We start from the raw sequence: 25,939 nt of genomic DNA on the forward strand, positions 1-25,939 counted from the left end.
AAAAACAGGCCTGCTTTATGCAGGCCTTCATCCAATCAAATCCTTCAGAGCATCCAGGCGGTGGATCGTATAATTTACCCGGACCCCCGCAGGAATCTCTCCACCCTTCGGGCAATACCAACAGGTATCGATTCCGGCATTGTTTCCACCCTGAATATCAGAGCTCAATGAATCGCCGACAATCAGCGTTTTCTTCGGGGAGAATCCGGGAATGCGTGCAAATATATAATCAAAGTATTCCTTCATCGGCTTCTGATACCCTGCATCCTCAGAGACAAAAATCCCTTTCATAAAGCGATCCAGTCCAGAGTCGCGCAGACGGCTGTATTGCGTGCGTGATACCCCATTGGTCACAATATACAGATCACAGAATTGTGCGCAATAGGCGCAAATCTCCTTCGCGCCAGGAATCAAGAACGCCCCACGCCCTAATTCTTCCTGGTATTCATCCTCAAATGTACGGCCGTCTCCTTCGATACCGGCCGCTTGGAATCAGATCGACAAACCGGCTATAGATGACTTGTTCCCGGGAGATTTCTCCACGCTCAAATTGTTTCCAAAGCGTGCGGTTGATACTATGGTACATCTTTTTGATCGAGTGATCCAGCGGATAGCCATGACGGCGAAAAGTTACCTCCAAGGCAACACGCTCCGCCTCTTCAAAGTCCAGCAGTGTGCCATCCACATCCAGCAACAGCGTCGTGTAGTTACCCAACTCACACTCTCCTATCTTTTTTGTAATTACCTTTAGTCAACCGGCTCATCCAATTTGATTTTCGAAAGTATATCGCCCTGTTCCGCGGCTTTTCGATAATAACACACGGCTTTTGCCCGGTCAACCTCGCACCCCAAGCCCCAATAGTACAGGTCGCCCAGCTTTCGATATGCTTCAAAGCAGTTTTGGCTGCAAGCATGCTCATACCAAAACTTTGCACGTTCATATCCCCAAGCGGTACGCTGGCTGGCATAAAGATTTGCCACATCGACTTGGGACAGCGCATGTCCATGCCGGGCTGCCCGTTCATACCATCGAATGGCTGTTTCTAGGTTCGATTCTACACCCAAGCCATATTGATAGAGATAGGCTGTATTGTATTGCGAATCCACTTGTCCAGCTTCTGCTGCCTTTTGAAACCATCGCAATGCTTCTTTAAAATCTCTCTTTACAAAGCCATATCCCAAATAATACATTTGACCTAATTCAAATTGCGCCTCAATTTGGTTAAACTCTGGCTCGGATGCTCTTCGGAACCACTCCGCGACTTTCAAATAATCCGGGGGATGTTCCCCGTACCCCTCTTTATAAAGCTTTGCCAACCGATAACAAGCATAGGAATCATTCCGCTCTGCGGCTTTTTCCCACCATCCTACCGCATCATCAAATTGCAAAAGCAGCTCGCATACTTCCGCCAAAGGCCGGTAAGCACTCGAATATCCATTTTCGATTGCTCGCTCATACCAGCGCTCGGCTTCTTTTAAATCACGTTTACAGCCTAACCCCGTTCTGTACAACCACGCCAGAACCTTCCATCGCTGGAACATATCCATTTTGAGCCGCTTTCTCTTCCCATTCAAAGGCTTTATCAAAATCCTGCCGCCCGGCAATCCCCTTGTAATACAAACTAGACAAGCGGTACTGTGCCGCCGGCTCGTTCTGACCGGCAGCCTCTCGTAAATAGTCGATTCCTTTTCTCTCATCCAATGGGACAAGAATCCCTTCGGAATACATGTAGCCCAAAAGGAACTGGGACTGCAAATCCCCCCGTTTTGCTTTCATTTCCAATGTCTCGATGTAACGCTTTAATCCCTGGGACGGCTCCACCTTTCCCTTTTTATCTCTTGATATACCTACATCCATAGGACTATCGGACAAAAACTGGTTTAATCCCTTCTGAAACACACCGAAATTCCTGGACGCAATCCCGCATTTGGCCCAGCGGTCATATAAGATTTCGAGATCATCTTTGGATTGAAGATCCAGACATTGAATTCCCTGTAAGGGCGTTCGTTCCAAATCTTTGTACGTGATTGGCGACACGGTCAAAGGGTAGATTTCTTGGTTCAGTGCCCAAGCTGCTCCTGATTCTGCTAAACAAAATGGACTTTCCAAATATGCTTGTGTGAGAAGGATGACAACTGCGTTGCAGCCTGTAATTGCCCTTTGTATGCTGGGGATAAACGGTTTTCCAGGGGGCAAAGTCCCTTTCATAGATGTGCAAAAGATTTCCTGCCTATGAATGTCCATCGATGAAACGAAAAAGTCGATCACACGTTCCACCAATTCTTTATCCGCACTCGCATGGCTGAAAAAGATCTGGTTTTTCAGCCACTATGCCACCCCTTATTGTTCCTATCCGTCCATGCATTCCATGGCGCGGGTATATTCTTCCGCCGCATGGCGGTTACTTTCAATCTCCGCCTCTGAGAGAGGGCGGCACACCCTTGCAGGCACCCCCATCACCAGGGAACCATCCGGTATCTGCATCCCCTGGGTCACCAGAGCAGAAGCTCCTATGATACAATTTTTACCGATATGCGCTCCATTGAGTACCACCGCTCCCATTCCAACTAGGGAATTATCATCAATGGTACAACCGTGCAGAATGGCTCCATGGCCTACGGTTACGCCGTCTCCAATTCGAATTGGGTGGCCTTCGTCCACATGCAGTACGCAACAATCCTGAATATTTGAGCGCGCGCCGATCTGAATCGGCGCGTTATCCGCACGCGCCACCGCATTGTACCATACAGAGCTCTTCTCGCCGAGGGAGATATCTCCCACAAGAACAGCGCCGCGTGCGATCCGAGCCGTAGGTGCAATCCTTTGCTTTTGTCTCATCTGTTTCGCCTCATTTTTATATCAGAACAATGTCATCTGGGAACTCGCCGGCAGATCTTTTAAAGCGCCTGCCTGCGCTAACATCTCGATGACCGCTTTCGTCACCTTTGCTCGAGTCTGTAGGTCATCGATGGAAATGTATGGCCCTCCTGTCTCACGAGCTTCTGCCAAAGCTGTTGCAGCTGCCTCTCCAACACCAGCCAACGAGGAAAACGGTAGGCGGATTTTTCCATCTTCCACCTGATACTTTTTCGCATCCGACTGGTAAAGGTCCACAGGAAGCACCTCAATACCACGCGCCAGCATCTCATTCGCAATCTGAAAGGTGGAATAGGCCGCTTCCTCTTTGGCGCTCGCCTCTTTTCCCTTCATGCTGATTTCATTCATACGGCGGCGCACCGCTTCACGCCCCTGAATCACAGTCGCGCCATCGAAGTCTTCCCCGCGTACACTAAAATAGGCGGCGTAATACTCCACCGGCCGGTGTACTTTATACCATCCAAGCCGCAAGGCCGAAATCATATAAGCTGCCGCATGCGCCTTTGGGAACATATACTTGATTTTTAAACAGGATTCAATATACCATTCCGGCACGTCATGATCCCGCATGGCCTGCTTGTGCTCGTCTGTCAAGAGCTTTGGGGCCTTCCCCTTACGCACAATCTCCATAATTTTAAACGCCATTTTGGGCTCCAGCCCCTTGTGCAGGAGATAGGTCATAATGCTGTCACGCGTACCGATGACTTCTGAAATGGTACAGGTTCCCTTCTTGATGAGATCCTGCGCATTGCCTAACCACACGTCCGTACCATGCGACAGACCGGAAATCTGCAATAGATCGGAAAAAGTCTTTGGTTTTGCATCTACCAACATCTGCCGGACAAACGGCGTCCCCAATTCAGGAAGAGAAAACGTCCCGGTCTGGCAATCGATGTCCTCTGCTGTGACGCCCAGGGCTTTTGGCGATTCAAACAGCGACATGACTTCCGGGTCACTCATGGACACAGACATCACAGGAATTCCCGTGTATTCTTCCAAATAATGATAGATGGTCGGGACGTCGTGCCCAAGCTCATCCAACTTACAGATCGTGTCGTGGATGGAATGGAAATCGAAATGTGTCGTTATGTTGTCAGAATTCTGATCGTTTGCCGGGTGCTGAACAGGGCAAAACTCAAAGATGTCGTGTCCCTTGGGGACAACGACCATGCCGCCAGGATGCTGTCCAGTCGTCCGCTTGATACCTGTACAGCCGATCGCCAAGCGTTGTTCCTCCGCACGATGCAACACCGTATTATGTTCTTCCGCATACTTTTTTACAAATCCAATGGCTGTCTTATCCGCAACCGTTGCAATCGTACCGGCTTTAAAAACGTGATCCTTACCAAACAGGGTCTCCGTATACCGATGTGCGCCGGATTGGTATTCGCCAGAAAAATTCAAGTCGATATCCGGCGTCTTGTCGCCGTCAAAGCCAAGGAAGGTTTCAAAGGGAATGGTATGGCCGTCCCGGTTATAATCCGTTCCGCACTTAGGGCATTTTTTGGGTGGGAGGTCAAAGCCGGACCCGTAACTTCCGTCCGTGATAAACTCACTATTTTTACAGTTTGGACAAATATAATGCGGGCAAAGGGGGTTGACTTCCGAGATACCGGACATACTGGCGACGAAGGATGAACCAACCGAACCACGTGAACCGACGAGATATCCGTGGGCCTCGGAGTCGGCCACCAATTTTTGTGCAGTCATGTACAATACCGAGAAACCGTGTTTGTTGATCGACCCAAGCTTCCGGTCCAAACGATCCTGGACAATCTTCGGGAGCGGATCTCCATAGACTTCTTTCGCTCGCTTCCAGCAGATTTCATTCAGCTGTTCTTCTGCGCCATCAATGAAAGGCGGGAATACCCCTTCTGGAATGGGGCGCACCTGCTCCACCATATCGGCAATCTTCTGGGTATTGGTGACAACCACCTCATAGGCTTTTTCTTTGCCAAGATAGGCGAATTCTTCCAACATTTCCGCTGTGGTGCGCATATAAAGTGGCGCCTGATGATCGGCGTCGTCGAACCCCTGTCCAGCCATCAATATTTTGCGGTAATCCCCGTCTTTGGGGTCTAGAAAGTGTACGTCGCAGGTGGCAACCACAGGCTTGTTGAGCTTTTCTCCCAACTTGACAATGGTACGGTTAAATTCACGCAATGTCTCTTCGTTCGGCACGTCGCCATTGCGTACCATAAACAAATTGTTTCCCAACGGCTGGATTTCTAAATAGTCGTAAAATCCGGCAATGTCACACAGCGTATTCCAAGGCTGCCCATTGAAGATTGCACGGTACAGTTCACCAGCCTCGCAAGCGCTACCTATGAGCAACCCCTCACGGTATTTGGTCAATACGCTCTTGGGAATACGCGGCTTTTTAAAGAAATAGTCGAGATGGGAAAAAGAAATCAATTTATATAGATTCTTCAAACCTGTCTGATTTTTTACCAAAATAATCTGATGATAAGGGCGCATCTTCTTTGGGTCGCCCCCGGCCAATGAGGTATTAATATCCTTAACTGTCTTTGCTCCGGTATCCTCTTTTAGGCGAGTCATCAGGACAATAAAGATCTTAGCCAGTACGGCTGCATCATCACAAGCGCGGTGATGGTTAAATGGGTCCAATTTCAAATGCTTTGCCACCGTATCCAGCTTGTGATTTTTTAAATCCTTGAGCATTGCCCGACACATGGGGAGCGTATCAATATAGGCATAAGGGAACCCCAGCCCACAGCGTTCCGAAGCAATCCGAATAAAGGAAGTATCAAATTCTGCATTGTGTGCAAGCAGAACCGCATCCTTCCCACAAAAAGCATAAAACTGTTCCAGCGCTTCCTTTTCCAAAGGAGCGTCCTTCACCATCTCATCCGTGATCCCTGTCAATTCTGTGATCTTGGGCGGAATAGGCATCTGTGGATTGACAAACGTGTCAAAACTGTCCACCACTTCACCGTTGCGAATGCGTACCGCACCTATTTCTGTGATTCGCTCCTTATTAGGGCTTAAACCAGTTGTCTCAATATCAAAGGAGATGAATTCGTCATCCAGCGTGTTTTCGGAATTGCCTGTGACCGCTGGAACCATGTCGTTGATGAAATACGACTCAACGCCGTAGATCACCTTAAATTTTCCGCCCTTTCCGGTAATTCGCTCCAAAGCATTCATCGCGTCTGGGAATGCCTGTGCAACGCCATGGTCTGTAATCGCAATGGCAGGCTGGCCCCATTCATAGGCGCGATTAATCAAGTCCTCCGCAGAACTCACGCCATCCATACTGGACATATTGGTGTGCAAATGCAGTTCCACACGCTTTTCAGGAGCATCATCTACAATTTTAAGTTGTTCTACAGTAGATAGCCCTTTGGGCCGCAAAACGATCTCATGGTCATATTTGTCATATTCCACATCGCCGCGCACAATGACTGACATCCCTTTTTTCAGCGTATCCAGCATTTTACATTGGGTAGTCAGCTCAATCATCTTCAAAGTGATCGAGCCCGTATAATCAGTAAGATTGATCGAGTAGATCTTTCGATTTTGATCGCGCGTCAATTTTGAATCCACCGAAAAGATCTCTCCCCAAATGGTAACGCTGCCAATATCCGGCGTAATCCGGCTGATTGGCATAGGCTTGGCCTTGACAGGATGCCCATACAAAGCCTTCGCTGTATCGATCAAAATGGTAGGCAACATCGTCTCTTGGGTTCGAACACTGATGCTTTTATTCTTTTTTGTGGGAGAAGAAGCCTTCTCCATACTTTGCTCATATGCTTCCATCTCCTGCACCACCGCCTCGCGGCGCACCGTTTCCTCCTGCTTTTTCTGCTTTTCTATGTAGACTACGCTGTCGCTATCAAGTGTTAAGGTTCCATCGAACTCCACCTGGACCGAAACGCCAAACTCTTCTCGAATGATCTCGGAAAGCATTCGATCCGCATGCCGGGAAAGCAGCAAATTTCCGCCTCCGTGGCTAAGCGTTACGATAAACCGGCCCCCCTCTAAGCGTGCGGAGGACTGATTCAATGTTCCATTGATACTGGCATCACGCCGTTTTAATTCCTGAACCAGATTTGGATAATAGTCCACCGTAAAACTCTCTCTCGGGAACTGCGGGTCCAGCACCGCCCGATGAAGTTGCAAGGTTTTACAACGGGAGATCTCTTTTTCTGCTCGAAACAGCGTATTGCGGTCTACAAGTGCTGGAAACGCCACCTTCGCCGTCAACACGCGATTGCGCGTATCAATTTGCAAACCAGTCAGTTCACCGCGATGCATACTCTCCGGATATCCAGAGAGCTCTATGTAAGGGCCAAAGAATTCACCAAAAGTTTTCAAGTTCCAACATCCTCCGAAGATCGAAAATACATATACAAGTATTGAACCATGCACTTTTTGGGCAGCGCAACGGACACCCTTTCCCTGTTTCGGATATTTTCCATTTGATAAAGGGGATGTTTTTACAAACAAAGTCGCAACAAAAGGGACGCATATATCTCCATCGAACGACAGAAAAATCCCCCAACCATTTCACAAATTTCAAAGAGCTTCTACTTCTCGAACAAGCTCATCTACCAGCTTGTCCTCTGGGACCTTGCGAACAATTTCTCCCTTTTTAAAGAGCAGCCCTACGCCATCACCACCGGCAATCCCGATGTCCGCTTCACGGGCTTCCCCCGGTCCATTGACCACACAGCCCATCACCGCAACCTTAATCGGCTTTTTGCAATGTGCTAAACGTCGTTCCACCTCATCTGCAATAGCAATCAGATCAATTTTGGTTCGGCCGCAGGTGGGACAGGAAACGAACTGAATCCCTTCTTGGCGCAAATTCAACGCCTTCAGGATGTCCATACCGGCGGCAATTTCCTTTACCGGATTCGCTGTCAAAGATACGCGGATGGTATCTCCAATCCCGCGCTGCAGGAGGGAACCGATCCCGATCGAAGATTTTACCAATCCCATTCGTTCTGTGCCCGCCTCTGTCACTCCCAAATGAAGCGGATACCTGCATTTCTCTGCACAGAGCTCATACGCCCGAATCATCGTATCCACATCGGAGGACTTGATCGACAGAACAATGTCTGTAAAGTCAAAGCGCTCCAATAGAGAGGCATGATAAAGCGCGCTCTCCACCAGAGCGTCTGGAGTCGGGGCACCGTATTTTGCTAAAATCTCCTTTTCGACAGAACCGGAGTTTACACCAATGCGTATTGGAATTCCCCTTTCGCGGCAGGCTTGCGCTACCGCTCTAACATGATCGCTTCCCCCGATGTTTCCAGGATTGATACGTATTTTGTCAATTCCCGCGGCTGCGGACTCCAGGGCGAGCCGGTAATCAAAATGTATATCCGCTACCAATGGAATCCCAATCGCTTTTTTGATCGCCGGTATCAGGGAAACAGCCTGCCGGTCTGGGATGGAAACGCGCAGAATTTCACATCCAGCGCGTTCCAGCTCCATCGCTTGCCGCACGTTTCCATCTATGTCCGAGGCGGGAATATTTAGCATGGACTGTATACTGACCGGCGCCCCACCTCCGATGGCTACCGCTCCTGCAAATACCTGCTTGGACTGCCGTCTCATGCGCCAATCCCCTTTCCTGTCACAAGCCGCAGGATGTCGCTAAAGGTAATAACCACCATTAGGCACATCAAAAGGACAAATCCCGCAGCGTTTACCCAACCTTCATACTTTGGATTGACCGGCTTACGGCGCACGGCTTCCACCAGGAGAAATACCAACCTGCCTCCATCCAACGCCGGGAAAGGAAGCAGATTCACTACGCCCAAATTGACCGTGATAATCATCATCATATATAAAATATTGTTGATGGCTGTTCCAAAGCTCTGCTGCAATCCTTGCGAAGCAACTTCTCCAATAGCGCTTGCCGCGCCGACTGGCCCCGCCATGTCGTTCAAGCCAAATTTACCGGTCACCAACCCAGCAAGGCTATACCACACCATGCGCACAGTGGAAACCGTATCTTGAAAAGACTTTGTAATCAAAGTCCCACATTCTTTGGAATAGGGTTCACATAAAAGTCCAACATCAAGACTTTTGTTCCATCATTGTCCTTTGTATGGAACTTCACATCTGAAAAAGTCAACGTCTGACCGTCGCGCAGCACCTCAATTTCTACAGCATCCGGATTTGCTGTTGCAAGGGCAAAGCTCAAATCGCGGTCCGTCGTAACCTTGTAGCCATCCACCTTTGTGAACGTATCACCGACCTGCAATCCAGCAGCCTGGGTCGCTGCACCCTCTTGAAATTCTCCAATAGTCGTAGAGCTAAAAGCCGGCTGCTGTACAAGCAGAATCATCATCAAAGCCAAACCTAGGATGATATTCATCACCGCACCCATAACAACTACAAGAATTCGTTTCCAAACCGGCTTATTATTAAAAGCACCCTCGTCGTCGCTGTCCTCATCTTCCCCTTCCATAGCACAAAAACCGCCGATGGGCAACAACCGAAGAGCATAGGTCGTTTCCCCTTTTTGAAAGCGGAACAATGTGGGTCCCATGCCAATTGCAAATTCATTGACCCGTATTCCACTTAATTTTGCTGTCATGAAATGGCCAAATTCATGGATAAAAATGATAAAGCCAAAGAGCAGAACTGCGATAATGACCAATAAAACCTGTACGATAACAATCACCTCAAACTCCCACCATATGGCGCACAAATTCACGTGCTGCCTGATCGGCGGACAATATATCTTCAACGGATGCGACCTGTGCATCCGGTTGATGCTCCATCGCCTGCATGACCAGTTCTCCAATCTGTAAAAAGGAGATCTTCCGGTTTAAAAAGAGCCGGACCGCCTCTTCATTTGCACCGTTTGCGGCTGTAGATGCCAAACCGCCGCGAAAAAGTGCCTGCTTGCAAGCCCGCAAACAGGTAAAAGTATCCTCATCTGGCTCAGAAAAGTGCAATACCCCACACTTCACCAGATCGAGTTGCTCCACCGGCGAAGGAAAACGTTGCGGCCACGTAAGAGCATACTGGATAGGAATTCGCATATCCGGTACCCCCAGTTGCGCCAACACCGAATGATCAACGTATTCAACCAGAGAATGGATGATGCTTTCCCGATGGACCACCACATCAATCTGCTCCGGCGAAACATCAAATAACCAGAACGCTTCTGTGATTTCCAAACCTTTATTCATCAATGTAGCCGAATCGACGGTTACCTTTGCCCCCATGTTCCAGTTGGGATGTTTTAACGCCTGTTCCGGTGTAACAGCCTTCAACTCTTCACGGCTTTTCCCAAAGAATGGGCCACCGGATGCTGTTAAGATAATACGCCCCAACGCCTTTTTTTCCGGGCATCCCTGTAAACACTGAAAAATTGCCGAATGCTCGCTATCCACTGGCAGAATTCGGACACCAGCTTCACGCGCCGCCTGCATAACCAGGGCGCCGCCTGCGACGAGTGTCTCTTTATTGGCCAACGCCACATCCTTTTTGGCTGCAATTGCCGCCAATGTTGGACGCAACCCCACCATTCCCACCACAGAATTGCAGATAACGTCCGCGGCGGCGATGGACGCCGCCTCGCAAAGCCCTTCCATCCCCTGTACGATACGGACCGGGGTATCTGCGACTGCAAGCCGGAGCCTTTTAGCCGCATCTAAGTCAAAAACCGCAACAAGTTGCGGTTTCCATTCTCGTATCTGATTTTCAAGCATCTCCACGTTGCGATTCGCCGCAAGCGCACAGACACGCATCCCCAGACGACGTGCCACGTCGAGGGTCTGTGTGCCGATGGAACCCGTAGATCCCAATATAGATAGCATCTGTTTCATGAAAAATCCCCTTTCAGGGCGAAGGGCGGGCCGTCTGCAAATTCAGCTCCGGCCGGCCCCTCTATGAAGTATTATGAACCGTTCTCTCGTTTTATATCACGATCGGTAAAAACTGCACAAGAAAATAGATAAACGGCGCCACAAAAATCACACTGTCAAAGCGGTCCAAAATCCCGCCGTGTCCAGGAATGATTTCGCTAAAATCCTTAATGTGGCAACTGCGTTTAATCAAAGAAAATGCCAAATCCCCTATAACAGAAAGCGCAGACCCCACAAGGCCAATAACCAAAAGCGACAGGTACGAAACACGAACCTCATAGGAATACAACAACGCCTGGAAGACGTAGCCGAACACCAGCATCGCAATGACATCTAATAAAACGCCACCTACCAAGCCCTCCACAGTCTTTTTCGGACTGATCTGTGGGCAAAGCTTCCGTTTACCAAAAAAGCTCCCCGCAAAAAAGGCGCCGACATCCGCAATCCAAGCAGAAAAAATTGCGATGATCACGTAGAACATTCCGTGATTTCCACCCAACGCCCGCAAACCGACCAATGTTCCCAAAGCGGTGGGAATCAACAGTGTCATACTGTAGACAACCCCAATTTCACGAAAAGTAAACAGCTGATGGTAAAAGATCAGCGCACTAAAAATCACAACGGTATAAATATAATAGGCCGCCTGCTGCCACGTGCCCTGAAGCAGTGGCAGTACGGCGGCAAAAGCGACACTGGGAATCATTAAGATGTAATTTTTGGACATACCGAGTGCGGAAATAATCTCGACCACACCCATTACCGAAATGAGTGCAATTGCTATGTTGAGCGCCAAGGGAAAAATCTGATTAAAAATGACAATTGCCAGTAAAAAAGCAACCAATGCAGCTCCAGAAGCCACTCTCGATTTCAATTATATCCCTCCAAAGCGCCTGTTTCGTTTGGCAAACTCTTCCAAGGCGTGATCCAAATCCTCCGTAGTAAAATCTGGCCACAGAATATCCATGATGACGTATTCGCTGTATGCCGATTGCCAGAGCAAAAAGTTGGACGTCCGATTTTCTCCACTGGGCCGGATAATCAGATCGGGATCGGGCTGTCCAGCGGTGTAAAGATAACGCTCAATAGCAGCTTCATCGATCTCATCCGGCTGCATAGAGCCGTGTTTTACTTCTTGCGCCAACTGACGCACGGCATGCGTCAACTCCGCACGGCCACCGTAATTCATAGCAATATTGAGCACCATGCCTGTTTTGTTTTTGCTGGATTCCTCCACCTGCTCAATCAAATCGCGCAAAACCGGAGCAAAGACAGAAACATCTCCAATAAAACGGGTACGGATGTTCTCCTCCGTAAAATCCCGAAGCGCTTCCTCCAGATATTGTCTAAAAAGGCGCATTAGGGCTTTTACTTCTTCCTGCGGCCTCTTCCAGTTCTCTGTGGAAAAAGCATATACGGTCAAATAGCGGATGCCAATCTGGCTGCAATACTTAGCAATGGTCCGGAAATTGGAGGCGCCGGCCACATGGCCCGCTGAACGCGGCAAACCGCGTTTTTTTGCCCAGCGGCCGTTCCCATCCATGATAATCCCCACATGCTCTGGGAGATGCTGTCCTTTGTACATACTGGTCGTATCTTTCCTTCCGTTTATCCCAGCTCTCTATATAGATATGCAGCTGGATTAGATCTCCATGATTTCTTTTTGCTTCTTTTCAAAGATGGAGTCGATTTCCTTGCAGTATTTATCGGTAAGATCCTGCGTCTTTTTTTCGCCCTTTTTCAGATCGTCCTCACTGATCTCCGCTTTCTTTTCCATTGCTTTCAGCTTTTCAATGGCATCCCGGCGAATCGAGCGAACTGTGATCTTGGTATCCTCTGCCATTTTACTGACCTCTTTTACCAGCTCCTTACGGCGCTCTTCCGTCAGCTGCGGGAAGGTCATGCGGATTACCTTGCCATCGCTCTGCGGATTAATCCCAATATCCGAGGACTGGATCGCCTTTTCAATAGCGCGGCAAACCGAAGCATCCCATGGCTGGATCACCAGCACACGCGCTTCTGCCACCGATACAGCTGCCAGCTGATTGATCGCGGTCGGCGCGCCGTAATAATCCACTTTTACTTTATCCAACACAGCCGGGTTTGCCCTTCCTACGCGGACACCCGCATAGGTATGTTCCAAATTTGCTGCGCTTTTTTCCATGCGTTCTTCTGCGTTCTTCAATACTTCTTTCAATGTTCTTCCTCCTTTACAATTGTGCCAATCGGATCTCCGCAAATGGCTTTTGTGATATTTGCCGGTTGGTCAATGCTAAATACCAAGATCGGAATATTATTGTCCTTACACATGGTGGCAGCCGTGCTGTCCATCACTTGCAAGTTTTTATTCAATACATCCATGAAGGAAAGGGTATCATATTTCACAGCATTCGGATTCTTCTTCGGATCGCTGTCATAAACGCCATCCACCATCGTCGCCTTTAGAATGATGTCCGCATCGATCTCCGCCGCCCGCAGAGAAGCTGCTGTATCTGTAGAGAAGAACGGATTGCCCGTTCCACAACCGAACACTACGACACGCCCTTTTTCCAGATGGCGGACTGCACGGTTCCGAATATACGGCTCTGCGATTTGCTGCATGGAGATCGCGGTCTGTACCCGCACGGTCAATCCAAGCTGTTCCAATGCATCCGCTACGCCGAGCGCATTGATAGTCGTCGCCAGCATTCCCATATGATCTGCACGAGTGCGATCCATCTGTCCACTGCTGCGACCACGCCAGAAATTCCCGCCGCCAACAACAATGGCAATTTGAACGCCCATGTCGACGCACTCTTTGATCGGACGGCAAATGCGCAAAACCGTATCAAAATCAATGCCATGCGTCTCTTTCCCGGCCAGGGACTCTCCGCTCAACTTTAAAAGAACCCGCTTATATTTCGGCTGCAAATCTAACAACTCCTACTTTCGATTTTATAAATTGTATTACAACTTCTATTATTTTACAATATGCGTTCCGCATTGTAAAGCATTTCCTTTGCATTTCACGCATTATTCACAAGTCCACCACACTTCGCCCACACGGCTGAGGGATAAGAGCTATATACCTCAAAATATGCCCTTTCTTCCAGTATTTCGTCAAACCTACCGACTGCCGGTGGCATAAAAAGGCCCTATAAGGGGGCATATACCGAAAAGCGTCTCAAGATACACGGAATCTTATTCCGCCTACATCACTTACCCACAAACCGTAAACGGGCAATCGCCGTTTTAACGGCAACCATTTATCATCGAAAGGTTGTCGTTAGCAGCTCGCTTCGCTCGATGTTTGAAACAAAGGCTTTTTTACGGGACCCTTCCGCGGCTCTGTCGGAGACCTGAACCAATAAAAGCGGGGGCTGCAAATAGCAGCCCCCGCTATAGATGCAATTTTATTCCGCATCCGGTTCAAGCAGGCCATAATCCCCATTTTTACGGCGGTATACCACATTGATCTCTCCGCTGCTCTCATTGCGGAACATAAAGAACTGGTGGTCGAGCATGTTCATCTGCAAAATTGCCTCATCCACACTGAGCGGTTTGACAAAGAAATGCTTGGTACGCACCACACGATATTCTGGCTCTGCCTCCATCTCATCGGCGACCGGCTCTTCCACTGGAAAATCGCTGAGATACTGATCGATGGCGCCAGAATGTACCTTCTTGGCCAGTTTGGTCTTATTCTTACGGATCTGCCTTCCCAAAGCGCTCATCACCTGGTCAAGCGCATCGTTCATCTCCAAAGCGGTAGACTCCGCACGATAGATCATCCCACGCTGCTTAATTGTTATTTCAACCGTCTGACGGTTTTTTTCGAGAGTTACCACCACATTGGCGTCAGCATCCTCATCAAAGATGCGATCGAAGCGAGACAGTTTTTTCTTCGCAAGCTCTTTAAAATTATCCCTTAAATTGACCTTTCTTCCGGTAATGGTAATCTTCATAATAACATCTCCTTCTTCAATTCGCGCCGCTGACGCCGCCCGCTTGGGCCGCCGCTGCAAGGACGCACCGAAGGTCTTCCTGTCATGGGCGTTCCGGGCGGAACAACACCGGAACAGCGCGTGCTTCAATTTTGATGCTTTGAATGGATTCGAGTACAGACACGATGTACCACCAAGGAAACACCCCAACCATTCCCTGCCACATCGTGATCTCTTCTCCTCTATAATATAACATATTATCTAAATAAAAGGAAGTATTTCATGACTAAATTGTTATTTTTTTATGACGGGTTACATGGCACCCAACATTGACTGCCACTGGTAGGCCAGCAATATGTGTCGGAAAGGATTCTATATGAACACAGAGTGCCGTGGTATCTCCTCCAAACCCCTGTGGGCCAATCCCCAATGCGTTTACCTCGTCCAACATGCGTTTTTCCAACTCCGCATAAAAAAGAATCTGGATTAGGCTCCGAAACAGGCCGACAGAGAGCCATCTTTGCTAGAATGGCACATTTTTCGAAATCGCCGCCAATTCCAACGCCGAGAACCATCGGCGGACAGGGGTTACTTCCGGCAACCCGTGCAGTCTCTACCACAAATCCAACGATGTCGTCCAGAGAAGCGGATGGCGTGAACATTTTCATACGGCTCATGTTCTCGCTCCCGAATCCCTTGGGGGCAACCATCAGGGACAATCGATCCCCTTCCACCAAGCGCGTATGCAAAATTGCAGGGGTATTGTCCCCTGTGTTGCCGCGCCGAATAGGGTCGGCCACCACGGAACAGCGCAACAGACCATCCACATACCCCTGCCGGACGCCTTCATTGACTGCATGTTCAAAATTCCCATGGATATGGACATCCTGGCCGACCTCCGCAAAGATTACGGCCATACCGGTGTCCTGGCAAACGGGAATTTGCAATTCCCGTGCAGCGTCCATGTTGTCGCAAAGATCGCAAAGAATGGCCTTTCCCAGTGGGGATGTTTCTTCTTCAGCGGCACAGTGTATACATGTCTCCAAATCTTCTGGAAGCACACGGTTTGCATCCATACAAAGCTGCCGGACTGCTGCGGTAATCTGCTCGGCTTCTATTTCCCTCATTTTATTTCTCCTTCCGATTCCACCCGTTTTCCGCCCGCGACAACCATCTTGGGCTTTGCTGCAACTGTCAGCGGGTCCTGGTCAAAGAGCACCAGGTCCGCGTCTTTTCCGACTTCCAAAGAACCTACACGGTGATCCATTCCACAAATCTTCGCTGGATTGATCGTGATTGCACGCAGTGCTTCCTCATGGTCCATGCCTTCCCGTACGGCCAGCCCCGCACAGACAGGCAAATACTGAATCGGGATCACCGGGTGGTCGGTAATAATTGCAGGCCGAAGCCCCGCCTTTGACAAAACCCCCGGTGTAGCCGGCGTCTGATTGCGCAGCTCCGGTTTGCTTCGATCACTGAGGAAGGGGCCCGAAAGTACTCGTGTCCCCTCCTCTACAAGTCCGTCCACGATCAAATGCGATTCTGTGCCATGGATCACTACATAGTCGAGCTGGAACTCCTTCGCAATACGCACCGCTGTGAAAATATCGTCGGCTCGATGAGCATGGAAATGTACCTGAATCTCTCTACGGAGGGCAGGTAATAGAGCTTCGCACTTTATATCAAATTCAGGCCTATCAAAATCCTCATCCTTTTCCGCACGTTCCAACTCTTCTTGGTAACGTTTCGCCTTATAAAGCTGTTCACGGATCAAAGCGGTAGTGGCCATCCGTGTCGAAGGCGTCTGGTTCTTTCCATGGTAAACGGTCTTGGGATTTTCCCCAAAGCCATTTTAATCGCAAAAGGCGCCTTGACAATCATACGATCAATACAGTTCCCATAGGTCTTTATGGCAGCCATCTGTCCCCCGATCGCATTTGCGCTGCCGGGACCCGTCACCACAGTGGTAATACCCGCTCCCAACGCTTCACGAAAACAGCGGTCCACCGGGTTGATTGCATCGATTGCGCGAAGCTGAGGGGTAACTGGATCGGTTTCTTCATTTCCGTCATCCCCTTCAAAGGTGAGTCCATCTTCCCACATACCCAGATGGGTATGTGCATCGACAAAACCAGGATACAGTGCTGCCCCCTGGGCATCGATGACTTCTTCGTTTGGCTTTGCATCCGCTGGCATCGGCCCCAGTTCCGCAATGACGGTTCCCTCTGTGCGTAGGTATCCATTTTCTATATAAGTCCCCGCCATCGTGTACAAACGGGCATTGACAATCAGCATGGTTCACATTCCTCCTAATCATCTGAATAGACAACCCTATCATCTCTATAGCTTCTCCAGATTATCCACAATCATTTTTCTGTTACCCTACAAAAAAGCGGAGTGCATGCACTCCGCTCACTTTCTGCCTTTATTTCGATTGACCAGACCCGCCATGTCTGGAAAAGCCGCCGCGCTTTGCCTCCATGGTGCGCTTCAAGTCGGACATTTTTTCGTCACTCGCCTGCTTAAAACGGGACATCATATCCTCAAAGCTGGTCGGTTCGCTCTTCCGACTCTGCCACTCATAATTTCCAGGACGGCCAGGACGTTGCGCAGGAGCGCTCTTCGGCGGGGGCGGAACAGCCCTCTTCATGGAAAGGCTTACCTTTCCCTCCTCGCTGATACTGAGGATCTTCACCTTGACCATTTGATTCTCGGTGACATAATCGCGGATTTCCTTGACAAAAGTGGGCGCGATTTCCGAAATATGGACCATGCCGGTTTTTCCTCCCGGCAGCTCCACAAACGCACCAAACTTTGTAATCCCTGTGACTTTCCCTTCCAGAACTGCTCCTACCTCAAGCTGCATATGTAAGTGTTTTCCTCCTTAAAAAGAGCCTTTCGCGCTAAACCAACCGGGGTTCAGTCTCCGGCAATATTCACAAACACACGCTCACCCGGCTTGGCATAATCCAAATCTTCACGGGCAACCCGCTCGATGTATTCCTTGGTCTCTTCTTCATCGGCGTTGAGCGCATGTTTCATGTCCTCGTTTTTGATCTTCTGAATTTCTACCTGCTCCTGCAGATCGGCCAACTGCTGGCTCTTTTCACTGATCTGCACCTGCTGGTTGACCAACGCAAAGACAATATATGCGGCAAAGGCAAAAATAGCTAATTTAAGAAGTAAGCTTCCCCGCTGCTTTTTTCGTTTGATGACCTTCATGTTTTCGGTTCCGCCCTCCTTTTCTGCCTTTGGAACGTATTTTTTGCTTTCCATTGGATTTGTTAGGATCATTATACACTATCTTCCTGCGGGGTTTCAAGCGCTTTTTACGCTTTGCATGGGATTTTTTTACTTTTTGCGCAATCCGCTGAAAAATTTTTCGTACCCATCGAACAATCGCGTGAATCATACATTTTAATGGACGGAATAGACAAAAATCTAGAAGCTTCCGAAGCAGACGGAAAACGCGGCTACTGATGAGCCCAAATGTCATAAAATAGACGCAAAAACCGATTCCCTCCCCGGCGAGCAGGTAAAAACGCACCTCTCCGTAGGAAGCAGCGAGCGACAACAAAAAGGTCACAAGGCCTGCAACCGTCATAAATGCTAAGTCCATCCAAAACACATGGGACGGCGTACTCCGAATCATGGTACGCGCTATTTTCAAGACATCATAGATTGCCCCCAGGGCAAAACCGACACCGACCGCAAGGACAAACCCCTGCATCTGTACCGCAAGTGAGATTTCCACAAGGATTCACTCCCTATTTGAACAGCTTGGCAAAAATTCCGCCTCCCGTCGCCTGCGGTTCCGCATAGGATAGGGAGGAAATCTCGCCGTCCAACGTGAGTTCTCCTGTTTCGACGTTCAATTTATTGATGTGTAGATTTTTTCCTTTGACTACCAGTTCTCCTAGATCTGTATAAGCAACAATGGTTTGCTCATCAAAGCTATCCACATTGGATACCCCTGTTGCCGTGAACGCTTTTCGATTTTCCAAGATCACACTGTGGGGTACCTTGCCTACAATCTTCTTTTCCTCTGTCATGCCCGATCCCTCCCATTCCATTTCTCTGGTCTATTTCTATGCGGGGAAAAACGGGCATATGCGGAGCAAAGTGTCAAGCGCGCGGAGCCGCCGGTTCTTCTGAAAGAACGCGATACATCTCCCCAGCCTCTTCCTTGCGGGCATATTCGTTGACGGAGACCACCTCCGCCTTGATGTTGCGTGATCCCAATTGAAGTTCCAACACATCCCCCTGCTTTACATCGTAAGAGGCGCGGGCTACCTTGCCATTGACCAGTACACGTCCGGCATCACAAGCTTCATTTGCCACTGTACGGCGCTTGATAATGCGCGAAACCTTTAAATACTTATCCAATCTCATTTTTTGCAAACTCCTTTTGAAAGGCACCAAACGTACCAAATTTGAAAAGAAAAAGGGCGCAACGCTCCAGGACAACCGTCCTGAGCCTTGCAGCCCCTGATACCTGAATACAAAACGGAATTATTTGATCATAGCATCCTTAAATGCCTTGCCAGCCTTGAAAGCCGGAACCTTGGATGCCGGGATGGTGATCGGGGAATTTGTCCGCGGATCACGGCCTTGACGTTCGCTGCGCGCACGCACCTCAAATGTGCCAAAGCCGACAATCTGCACTTTCTCCTCGCAGGCAACCGCTTCGATAATCGTATCAAGAACCGCGTTTACGGCGCTGTCCGCATCTTTCTTAGACATACCGGTTTTTTCCGCAACAGCGGTAATCAATTCTGTCTTGTTCATGAGATGTACCTCCGTGTTTTTTATTATTCATCAGCCTTTTCCTCAACCATAGTATGATTGAAAAGCCGAGAATTATTTCAGTATTTCGCGTTTCAGTCTTGCGAATTCTTTGTTTCCTTGGCCTCGTTCCAAAGCTTGTCCAGTTCTTCAATGCCCGCGGATTTCATATCCAATCCGCGCGCGCCTGCCAACTCTTCCACCTTTTGGAAACGGCGAATGAACTTTTCACATGCTTCACCCAAGGATTGCTCCGCGCTTACATGCAAAAATCGAGCAACATTGACTACAGAAAAAAGCAGATCGCCCAACTCTTCTGCACAGGCTTCTACCCCTTCAGCGCGAATCGCTTCACGCAACTCAACTGTCTCTTCCTCCACTTTTGCTAAGGCGCCGGAGACATCCGGCCAATCGAACCCAACCTTTGCCGCTTTCTGCTGCACCTTTTGACTGCGCATCAAAGCGGGAAGCGCCTTACTGACACTCTGTAGCACCTCAGTCTGCGTCTTTTGGTCCTTGGTTTTTTTCTTGATGGCATCCCAATTGGTCAACACATCCTCTGTGCCGTCCACTGTAACGGAGCCAAACACATGCGGGTGGCGTTCCACCATCTTCTTGGCTTCCCCATCCACCACATCTGAAAAATCAAACCGTCCCTCTTCCTGCTCAATTTCCGAGTGGAAGAGCACCTGCAACAAAACGTCGCCGAGTTCCTCTTGAAGCAAAATCGGGTCCTCTGTGTCGATGGCTTCAATCGCCTCATAGGTCTCTTCAATGAAACAGTTTCGGATACTTTGGTGCGTCTGTTCACGGTCCCAAGGGCAACCGCCAGGGGCACGCAAAATCTTCATAATCTGCAGCAAGTCATCCATGCTATACTTATCTTTTTTCTTAAATTCCAAGTATCTTGCACCTCCGCTTCCAAAACCGGGCTTCCTGCCGACCAAATTCCCGCGGCTGGGTAAAAACGGGCAGTTCCTATATTACCTTATCCAACCATGTTTTTCAAGTATTTTGGCAATTTTTTGTCCCTTGGGTAACATAAGAATATCGCTTTTTTTCAACGCCCGCATCCAAAGCATGCACACGCCATAAACGGCAACTGCCACAAAAAGTGCAAAGATCGTTGCAATGCTAACACTCACCACCATTGCGGCAAATTTCTGCACCAGATAAGCCGACAGAACGCAAACGCCCCCTGCTAGGAACGGCTTTACGAACAAGCCCACCCAGTTTAACTTGACCTTGGTTTCCCGGCACAACAAAACGAGTCCAAATACGGTGAGGAACAGATAACAAACCAGCGTTCCAATCCCTGCGCCCATGACGTTGATTTCCGGTATTCCAACCAAAAAATAGTTCAATACCACCTTGATGATAAGTCCCACCGAAAGAAGCTTAATTGGCAGATCAACACGTCCCACCGCCTGCAACATACTGTTGATGGGCGTATCTGTAGCAGCAAAAATTGCACCAAGCCCCAAAAGGATCAAAATTTTCCCGGTGATCTCGTTATAACCCAGCAGTTGCGTGATCGGGCCGGAAAGAACGGAAAGGCCCAAACCGGCCGGAATGGTAATCATTGCGACAACACGCAGGACGGTTTCGATGCTATTTTTGATTTTTTTGGGGTCGCCTGTTGTCCAAGCCGTCGTGACATTTGGCAAAGCGGATACACCGAACGCCTGAGTAATCGCCGGCACCAACATAAACAATGTTGTCGCATTGCCATAACAGCCAAACAGGAATGTTGGAACGCGGTCCGTCTGGATGACAACCTCACTCAATAGGCCACTGTATTCCTGCAGCAGCACCTCCGGTTGTATGGACATAATATCCCGCAGGCGGCGCTGTACAAAGGTGGTATCCACCAAGCTGGAGAGATTGACCGCTAAAGCGCCCAATGCCACCGGAATCGCGGTACGCACCAAACGCTGAATGGTCTGCTTCATCGGATAGGGGCGTGGAGATGCAACCAACATCTCCCGTGTAATCCCATCCCCATTCCGCTTGTGATAAAGCCATAGAAATGCAAATCCAAAAACAGAACCAACTGTAACGCCAAAGATTGCACCCGCAGCAGCATACGGCAGGGTTGCAGCCTTGGCATATTCGGCCGATTCGACCGGGATTCCGTAAACTGTTCCCGAAGCGGCATATTCGTTTAAGCCATTTTGAATGATGAGATAAGCGCCCGCCAACCCCATGATTAGTTTAAACAGCGCCTCCACCACTTCTGAGAAAGCGGTGGGATACATATTGCGCAAACCTTCATAATAACCGCGATAGATGGCCATCATGCTGCTGAACAGAATCGCAGGGGACAGTAAATAAATCGCAGGCAATGCATTCATATCCCCGCTATCCGTAGCATAGGAGACATACGGCCTTGCGCCAAAGAACATCAAGCAAAACGCCAAAAAGCCCAAAGTCAGAAAAATCGGGATTGACACCTTGTGAATCTGTCGAATGTCCCGAAACCGGCCCCGTGCATAATTTTCCGATACCAAACGGGCAATCGCAATGGGGAATCCCGCGGTTGCCAGACTAAAAATCGGATTATACAGGTTGTACGCCGTTGAGAAATACCCCATACCAACCGGCGTAATAATCAGGTTTAAGGGGATTTTGAACAGCGCACCGATCACCTTCACAATTGCGATGGCAATCAGCAGAATCAAAGCACCGTGCAGAAAGCTTTGTTTGGTGGAGCGTCCCATTCGTTTTTCCATAGATAAACCCTACCATCCCATCCATCTTTTTTGCGGCTACGCAACCGCTTTCCCAAAGCATCATCCAATATTTTATATATACGGCATCCCTGTGAAGATTAGACCACCAACCCAACCGGACAAGCCCAGGAACACAAAAAGAGGGGCGAACCCCTCTTTTTCAAAAATTCCCATTCTTATACGTCGAGCTTGCTGCCGCACATATTGCAATAGCAGGCTTCTGCGGGATTTTCAGCTCCACATTTTTTACAGATAACTCTGGAGCGTAGGGCAGAAATCTGATCGTTGACTGCATCCAGCTGTTCGTACAGCTCATCAATCGCCGTTATACACTCATTAACCAAATCAGCAGAATCGTTCTCTGTCTTTTTAGAGTCATATATCACCCTGCCCAGGGCTTCAAAGCGCTTGGAGATCTCATTGTTCAGATCCGCCGCGTTTAACCGCAACTTTGAGATATCCACCATCTGGCCCGCCTTTTTGCCGACGGCATTGACTGCTTCTTTCGCATTCACGACGACATCTTCCAGAAGTCCCATTGTCACACGCTCCCTTTTTTGTTTTATTTGCTCAATTATAACACCATTTAAATCCGGAAATCAAGGGGATTGCACGGGATTCTCCATTCCATCCCAAACTATTTTCATCCTGGGTTATTCCCCGTAGATACCTCCCCCAATGAACTCCCGCAACAAGGAGGTCTCCGGAACCAGCGCCTGCGAGATCGGCGTAAACCGGCGCAAACATTCCGCCAGCTGATTGGCCAGCCCGCCGTATGAAGCCGACGGCTCCACGCTCTCTAAAAGTGGAAGTGCTTGTGCACGCATGACACACGGTTCATAACAGTGCATTGAATTGATCGTAATATCCGCCTCTCCCCGGTAGGGCTTAATATACTTCCGTTCTCCATCCATTACTGTGCTCCACATGTCCAGCGTGCGTCCCGGGGGGTTATTTCGGAACAAATAGTCGCGCACCAAACGGCGTACCAAACGGACTCCGTTGGGCGACAGCAAGATCTTTCCTTGCGTTTCCAATCCCTGCTTCACACTGATATAAATTTTTAAAACCCCGTCCTCCGGCAAATGCCTGCTAATGGCTGGATTCAGCGCATGGATTCCCTCCACAACCACAATTTCCCGTTCTCCCAAGCGAATGCGCTTCGTATATGGGTGAGGAATATGGTGTTCAAAATCAAAAACCGGCATTTCGCATGTGTTGGTTTCCATCAAATTCAACAGGCAGCGCTCCAATAAAGGAACATTTAATGCTTCGACTGATTCATAATCATGCCGGCCGTTTTCCAAAAGCGGTGCATCGGATTCGCCCTTGTAAAAATTGTCCAGCGAGATCACCTGGGAATCAATCCCACACTCCCGCAAAGCATCCAGCAGAATGTGCGCCGTGGTCGTTTTACCGCTGCTGGATGGACCCGCCAACATAATGACCTTGCAAAGCTCTGGAGAGGAGGCAATCTGCTCTGCTATGTCGCGTATATCGCGATGAAAAGCCGCTTCTGTCCGGGCAATAAAAGCAGGAGCACAGTGTTCTGCTTCATAATTAATGCGTTCGAGGTCGTTCTCATACAGAGGATAAACCCTGTTTTGCCCGCCGATATTCTTCATAAATGGTTCTCACCTGTTCTTTTCTTGTAAGCATTTCCCCGTGGCGGCTGATGTATTCATACGGGTACTTGAAATTAAAAATACGTTTCAGCTGGTCGGAATATGGGTCCCGGACCTTTGTCACGGCCCCCGCTCCACATGCCAAAATGGTATGTGTCTCATCCATAATATAAACATTGTAGATGCTCTCTTTTCCCGTCTTCGCCCACCCGGTATTCTCCAGATTTCCAACCATGCGGCTCTGCCGGTATAAATAGTATGGAGCATACCCATGGTGGAGAAGCTGTGCATCGCCCCAATCCAGCATATCTCCAGTCAGAGCGGCATCCCGGCTGAAGGGTTCACTGTCGTCCTGAAAAATACGTGCGGAACGCTTGAGCGAAAGAGTATGCACCGTGATGCTCTCAGGATGGAGATCCAACACTTGCCGAAGCGTCCTCTGAAAGCTTTCCAAGGTATCTTCCGGGAGGCCCACAATCAAATCCATATTGATGTCATCATACCCACATGTACGCGCCAACGAGAACGCCTCTAAAGTCTGTGCAGAAGTATGACGGCGGCCAATTGTCTCCAAAACATGATCGTTGAGGGTTTGTGGATTGATGCTAATTCTCGTAACCCCGCGTGGGCGCATCGCCTTTAGCTTATCCATCGTGATGGTATCCGGCCGTCCGGCTTCCACCGTGAATTCCCGGCAAGTGCTCATATCAAACGCACAGGTGATGGTATCGATCAAACGCGCCAACTGTTCAGCCGAAAGCGTTGTCGGCGTCCCTCCGCCGATATATACCGATTCCAGCCGCAATCCCAGTTCTTTTACGACCTCCGCCGTACGTACCACTTCAACGCATAGCAACTCCAGATACTGCGGAATGAGCTTTGCTGTGCGTTCCACGGTCGAAGATACAAAGGAGCAATACGAACAACGTGTGGGACAAAACGGGATGGAAACGTATAAGCTGAAAGACTCCGGACGAGAAAGCGATAAAATTTTTTGCTCGTTCCCCATGGTGATCCGGCTCAATTCCGTCTTTTCCGCGCTGACCAGCCAATCCCCCTGAAAGCTGCGCAGCGCTGCTTCCAGACCCATGCGGTCCACCAAATTGCGCAGGAGCTTAATGGGGCGCACCCCCGTTAGGATACCCCACTTTGGCGTATAAGCACATACCTGTGTGAGAAGCCCAAAAAGCAGCACCCCCATGCGCCGCTCCAACTCCTTGATGTCCGCTGGAAAAGAAAGCGCGGTGCGCTGTTCGGCTGCCCGTTCTCTTCCGCCATAAAATAAACGGGCCTGCAACCGGACGCCGCCGGATTCCGTTTGCATTCCCGTGTAAGCGCCCAAAGCGCCATAATCCAACATATGCGTCCCTTCTGAATCCGTTCCGCAGGAGATCGTCTCGATTCGGTGATAGGGAAAAAAGATACGGCACAAGTTTTCCATCTCGTAATGAAAGGGATGCTCTGCAATAAAAAGCCGCATCACGGGGGCTGTTTGATATAGCGTCTTCTCCGCCATCGGTTCAGCCCTCTACAAACGGATTATTCTTCCGTTCAAAGCCCAGTGTCGTCTCCCATTCGTGCCCGGGATAGACGTGATAGTCCCCTTCCAGAGCGCACAAACGCTTTAAAGAAGCCAACAACTGTGGATAACTACCTGTTGGAAAATCGGTTCGGCCCGCGCTCATTTTAAACAAGGTATCCCCGCTGAAAATAGCACCTTCCACTACATAGCAGCAACTTCCAATGGTATGCCCCGGTGTATGCAGCACATGGATGTGCAGATTCCCCAACGGGATGACATCGCCGTCAGAAACTGTCACATCCGCTTTTAAGGGAGGCAACGGGCGTCCCGTCAAATCCACAGACAAATTTAGAGCGCTATCCGACAAGAAGAGCTCGTCTTCCGCGTCAATATACAGCTTCGCGCCAGTCTGTTTTTGAATTTCTGCCACGCCTGCAATATGGTCCCAATGGCCGTGCGTCAGCAAAATAGCTTGGACATCCGCCCCTTCCACCGCCTTCAGCAGGCTCTCATTGACAAATCCAGGATCGATCACAGCGGTCGCTCCAGTGGATTCATCGGTCAACATATAACAATTGGTGGGCATGGGCCCTCCGGTAAATCTGGTTACTTTCATTGAACTAC

General features: G+C 49.3%; 28 protein-coding genes and 2 pseudogenes. All 30 read right to left on the reverse strand.

Translation table 11 applies throughout. The features are described 5' to 3' along the window. Positions 1–27: 27 nt before the first annotated feature. The 30 genes and pseudogenes from ACGCCZ_RS04705 to ACGCCZ_RS04850 all read right to left on the reverse strand — a co-directional run bounded on the left by ACGCCZ_RS04705 (position 28) and on the right by ACGCCZ_RS04850 (position 25,931). On the reverse strand, positions 28–414 hold the full coding sequence (locus ACGCCZ_RS04705) for an HAD-IA family hydrolase (RefSeq protein ID WP_411655419.1): 387 nt from the start codon (positions 412–414) through the stop codon (positions 28–30). Positions 415–451: 37 nt separating this feature from the next. Further along, a complete protein-coding gene (locus ACGCCZ_RS04710; RefSeq protein WP_411655420.1) occupies positions 452–715 on the reverse strand; it encodes a hypothetical protein in 264 nt (87 codons plus the stop codon). Between the two features lie 32 nt (positions 716–747). After that, positions 748–1,512 carry a tetratricopeptide repeat protein gene (locus tag ACGCCZ_RS04715; protein WP_411655421.1) on the reverse strand — a complete coding sequence of 255 codons (765 nt, stop codon included), beginning with the start codon at positions 1,510–1,512 and terminating at the stop codon, positions 748–750. Next, a complete protein-coding gene (locus ACGCCZ_RS04720) occupies positions 1,487–2,326 on the reverse strand; it encodes a toll/interleukin-1 receptor domain-containing protein (RefSeq protein ID WP_411655447.1) in 840 nt (279 codons plus the stop codon). Before ACGCCZ_RS04720 ends, ACGCCZ_RS04715 begins: the two co-directional genes overlap by 26 nt. Before the next feature lie 24 nt (positions 2,327–2,350). Next, positions 2,351–2,839 (reverse strand): gamma carbonic anhydrase family protein, encoded by a 489-nt coding sequence (locus tag ACGCCZ_RS04725; RefSeq protein ID WP_054324078.1) that lies wholly within the window; start codon positions 2,837–2,839, stop codon positions 2,351–2,353. Between the two features lie 21 nt (positions 2,840–2,860). After that, the gene (locus tag ACGCCZ_RS04730) at positions 2,861–7,216 is read right to left on the reverse strand and encodes a PolC-type DNA polymerase III (protein WP_411655422.1); all 4,356 of its coding nucleotides are present in this window, start codon (positions 7,214–7,216) and stop codon (positions 2,861–2,863) included. Between the two features lie 201 nt (positions 7,217–7,417). After that, positions 7,418–8,464, reverse strand: a complete 1,047-nt coding sequence (gene ispG / locus ACGCCZ_RS04735) for a flavodoxin-dependent (E)-4-hydroxy-3-methylbut-2-enyl-diphosphate synthase (protein WP_054324079.1) — start codon at positions 8,462–8,464, stop codon at positions 7,418–7,420. Then, on the reverse strand, positions 8,461–8,886 hold the full coding sequence (locus ACGCCZ_RS04740) for a site-2 protease family protein (RefSeq protein WP_411655423.1): 426 nt from the start codon (positions 8,884–8,886) through the stop codon (positions 8,461–8,463). Before ACGCCZ_RS04740 ends, ispG begins: the two co-directional genes overlap by 4 nt. Then, a complete protein-coding gene (locus ACGCCZ_RS04745) occupies positions 8,883–9,539 on the reverse strand; it encodes a site-2 protease family protein (RefSeq protein ID WP_411655424.1) in 657 nt (218 codons plus the stop codon). Before ACGCCZ_RS04745 ends, ACGCCZ_RS04740 begins: the two co-directional genes overlap by 4 nt. 1 nt (position 9,540) lies before the next feature. After that, positions 9,541–10,692: a 1-deoxy-D-xylulose-5-phosphate reductoisomerase gene (locus ACGCCZ_RS04750; protein WP_085532152.1), complete on the reverse strand. Its 1,152-nt coding sequence runs from the start codon at positions 10,690–10,692 to the stop codon at positions 9,541–9,543. Between the two features lie 91 nt (positions 10,693–10,783). Next, positions 10,784–11,602, reverse strand: a complete 819-nt coding sequence (locus ACGCCZ_RS04755) for a phosphatidate cytidylyltransferase (RefSeq protein ID WP_085532150.1) — start codon at positions 11,600–11,602, stop codon at positions 10,784–10,786. Next, the gene (locus tag ACGCCZ_RS04760) at positions 11,603–12,313 is read right to left on the reverse strand and encodes an isoprenyl transferase (protein WP_411655425.1); all 711 of its coding nucleotides are present in this window, start codon (positions 12,311–12,313) and stop codon (positions 11,603–11,605) included. Between the two features lie 57 nt (positions 12,314–12,370). After that, positions 12,371–12,925: a ribosome recycling factor gene (frr, locus tag ACGCCZ_RS04765; protein WP_054324082.1), complete on the reverse strand. Its 555-nt coding sequence runs from the start codon at positions 12,923–12,925 to the stop codon at positions 12,371–12,373. After that, positions 12,922–13,638, reverse strand: coding sequence for a UMP kinase (gene pyrH / locus ACGCCZ_RS04770; RefSeq protein ID WP_054324083.1), 717 nt, complete (start codon positions 13,636–13,638; stop codon positions 12,922–12,924). Before pyrH ends, frr begins: the two co-directional genes overlap by 4 nt. Positions 13,639–14,120: 482 nt before the next feature. Further along, positions 14,121–14,672, reverse strand: coding sequence for a ribosome hibernation-promoting factor, HPF/YfiA family (gene hpf / locus ACGCCZ_RS04775; protein WP_054324084.1), 552 nt, complete (start codon positions 14,670–14,672; stop codon positions 14,121–14,123). An 82-nt stretch (positions 14,673–14,754) separates the two neighbouring features. Continuing rightward, positions 14,755–14,907, reverse strand: a complete 153-nt coding sequence (locus tag ACGCCZ_RS04780) for a hypothetical protein (protein WP_411655426.1) — start codon at positions 14,905–14,907, stop codon at positions 14,755–14,757. A gap of 30 nt (positions 14,908–14,937) precedes the next feature. Beyond that, positions 14,938–15,778 (reverse strand): annotated as a pseudogene (locus ACGCCZ_RS04785) (fumarate hydratase). Continuing rightward, positions 15,775–16,946 (reverse strand): annotated as a pseudogene (locus ACGCCZ_RS04790) (amidohydrolase). Before ACGCCZ_RS04790 ends, ACGCCZ_RS04785 begins: the two co-directional pseudogenes overlap by 4 nt. Before the next feature lie 130 nt (positions 16,947–17,076). Next, positions 17,077–17,517: a S1 RNA-binding domain-containing protein gene (locus ACGCCZ_RS04795; protein ID WP_054324087.1), complete on the reverse strand. Its 441-nt coding sequence runs from the start codon at positions 17,515–17,517 to the stop codon at positions 17,077–17,079. A gap of 53 nt (positions 17,518–17,570) precedes the next feature. Further along, complete coding sequence (locus ACGCCZ_RS04800; RefSeq protein WP_411655427.1) at positions 17,571–17,927, reverse strand: FtsB family cell division protein; 357 nt, start codon at positions 17,925–17,927, stop codon at positions 17,571–17,573. Continuing rightward, positions 17,827–18,381 (reverse strand): spore cortex biosynthesis protein YabQ, encoded by a 555-nt coding sequence (gene yabQ / locus ACGCCZ_RS04805; protein ID WP_411655448.1) that lies wholly within the window; start codon positions 18,379–18,381, stop codon positions 17,827–17,829. Before yabQ ends, ACGCCZ_RS04800 begins: the two co-directional genes overlap by 101 nt. Before the next feature lie 37 nt (positions 18,382–18,418). Continuing rightward, a complete protein-coding gene (yabP, locus tag ACGCCZ_RS04810; RefSeq protein ID WP_085532142.1) occupies positions 18,419–18,703 on the reverse strand; it encodes a sporulation protein YabP in 285 nt (94 codons plus the stop codon). A gap of 73 nt (positions 18,704–18,776) precedes the next feature. After that, complete coding sequence (locus ACGCCZ_RS04815; RefSeq protein ID WP_054324090.1) at positions 18,777–19,043, reverse strand: RNA-binding S4 domain-containing protein; 267 nt, start codon at positions 19,041–19,043, stop codon at positions 18,777–18,779. Positions 19,044–19,163: 120 nt separating this feature from the next. Beyond that, positions 19,164–19,439, reverse strand: a complete 276-nt coding sequence (locus tag ACGCCZ_RS04820) for an HU family DNA-binding protein (protein WP_054324091.1) — start codon at positions 19,437–19,439, stop codon at positions 19,164–19,166. A 92-nt stretch (positions 19,440–19,531) separates the two neighbouring features. Further along, the gene (mazG, locus tag ACGCCZ_RS04825; protein ID WP_411655428.1) at positions 19,532–20,338 is read right to left on the reverse strand and encodes a nucleoside triphosphate pyrophosphohydrolase; all 807 of its coding nucleotides are present in this window, start codon (positions 20,336–20,338) and stop codon (positions 19,532–19,534) included. An 81-nt stretch (positions 20,339–20,419) separates the two neighbouring features. Then, positions 20,420–22,168 carry a putative polysaccharide biosynthesis protein gene (locus ACGCCZ_RS04830; RefSeq protein WP_242967249.1) on the reverse strand — a complete coding sequence of 583 codons (1,749 nt, stop codon included), beginning with the start codon at positions 22,166–22,168 and terminating at the stop codon, positions 20,420–20,422. A gap of 176 nt (positions 22,169–22,344) precedes the next feature. After that, on the reverse strand, positions 22,345–22,707 hold the full coding sequence (locus tag ACGCCZ_RS04835; protein ID WP_175055209.1) for a zinc ribbon domain-containing protein: 363 nt from the start codon (positions 22,705–22,707) through the stop codon (positions 22,345–22,347). A gap of 114 nt (positions 22,708–22,821) precedes the next feature. Next, entirely contained in the window at positions 22,822–23,793 is a 972-nt protein-coding gene (locus tag ACGCCZ_RS04840) for a uridine kinase family protein (RefSeq protein WP_411655429.1), read from the reverse strand. Next, the gene (hemZ, locus tag ACGCCZ_RS04845) at positions 23,750–25,309 is read right to left on the reverse strand and encodes a coproporphyrinogen dehydrogenase HemZ (RefSeq protein ID WP_411655430.1); all 1,560 of its coding nucleotides are present in this window, start codon (positions 25,307–25,309) and stop codon (positions 23,750–23,752) included. Before hemZ ends, ACGCCZ_RS04840 begins: the two co-directional genes overlap by 44 nt. Positions 25,310–25,313: 4 nt before the next feature. After that, complete coding sequence (locus ACGCCZ_RS04850; RefSeq protein ID WP_082402200.1) at positions 25,314–25,931, reverse strand: MBL fold metallo-hydrolase; 618 nt, start codon at positions 25,929–25,931, stop codon at positions 25,314–25,316. Between the last annotated feature and the right edge of the window lie 8 nt (positions 25,932–25,939).

Source organism: Anaeromassilibacillus sp. SJQ-1, from assembly GCF_046693725.1.
In the GTDB taxonomy this organism is placed as follows: domain Bacteria; phylum Bacillota; class Clostridia; order Oscillospirales; family Acutalibacteraceae; genus Anaeromassilibacillus.

What these genes read in the sequence shown, in the direction of transcription:
- ACGCCZ_RS04725 (WP_054324078.1), bottom strand. Translation starts at nt 2,839, where the DNA reads ATGAGACAAAAGCAAAGGATTGCACCTACGGCTCGGATCGCACGCGGC.
- ispG (WP_054324079.1), bottom strand. Translation starts at nt 8,464, where the DNA reads ATGAGACGGCAGTCCAAGCAGGTATTTGCAGGAGCGGTAGCCATCGGA.
- ACGCCZ_RS04750 (WP_085532152.1), bottom strand. Translation starts at nt 10,692, where the DNA reads ATGAAACAGATGCTATCTATATTGGGATCTACGGGTTCCATCGGCACA.
- ACGCCZ_RS04760 (WP_411655425.1), bottom strand. Translation starts at nt 12,313, where the DNA reads ATGTACAAAGGACAGCATCTCCCAGAGCATGTGGGGATTATCATGGAT.
- hpf (WP_054324084.1), bottom strand. Translation starts at nt 14,672, where the DNA reads ATGAAGATTACCATTACCGGAAGAAAGGTCAATTTAAGGGATAATTTT.
- ACGCCZ_RS04780 (WP_411655426.1), bottom strand. Translation starts at nt 14,907, where the DNA reads ATGTTATATTATAGAGGAGAAGAGATCACGATGTGGCAGGGAATGGTT.
- ACGCCZ_RS04795 (WP_054324087.1), bottom strand. Translation starts at nt 17,517, where the DNA reads ATGCAGCTTGAGGTAGGAGCAGTTCTGGAAGGGAAAGTCACAGGGATT.
- ACGCCZ_RS04800 (WP_411655427.1), bottom strand. Translation starts at nt 17,927, where the DNA reads ATGGAAAGCAAAAAATACGTTCCAAAGGCAGAAAAGGAGGGCGGAACC.
- yabQ (WP_411655448.1), bottom strand. Translation starts at nt 18,381, where the DNA reads ATGCAGGGGTTTGTCCTTGCGGTCGGTGTCGGTTTTGCCCTGGGGGCA.
- yabP (WP_085532142.1), bottom strand. Translation starts at nt 18,703, where the DNA reads ATGACAGAGGAAAAGAAGATTGTAGGCAAGGTACCCCACAGTGTGATC.
- ACGCCZ_RS04815 (WP_054324090.1), bottom strand. Translation starts at nt 19,043, where the DNA reads ATGAGATTGGATAAGTATTTAAAGGTTTCGCGCATTATCAAGCGCCGT.
- ACGCCZ_RS04820 (WP_054324091.1), bottom strand. Translation starts at nt 19,439, where the DNA reads ATGAACAAGACAGAATTGATTACCGCTGTTGCGGAAAAAACCGGTATG.
- ACGCCZ_RS04830 (WP_242967249.1), bottom strand. Translation starts at nt 22,168, where the DNA reads ATGGAAAAACGAATGGGACGCTCCACCAAACAAAGCTTTCTGCACGGT.
- ACGCCZ_RS04835 (WP_175055209.1), bottom strand. Translation starts at nt 22,707, where the DNA reads ATGGGACTTCTGGAAGATGTCGTCGTGAATGCGAAAGAAGCAGTCAAT.
- ACGCCZ_RS04840 (WP_411655429.1), bottom strand. Translation starts at nt 23,793, where the DNA reads ATGAAGAATATCGGCGGGCAAAACAGGGTTTATCCTCTGTATGAGAAC.
- hemZ (WP_411655430.1), bottom strand. Translation starts at nt 25,309, where the DNA reads ATGGCGGAGAAGACGCTATATCAAACAGCCCCCGTGATGCGGCTTTTT.
- ACGCCZ_RS04850 (WP_082402200.1), bottom strand. Translation starts at nt 25,931, where the DNA reads ATGAAAGTAACCAGATTTACCGGAGGGCCCATGCCCACCAATTGTTAT.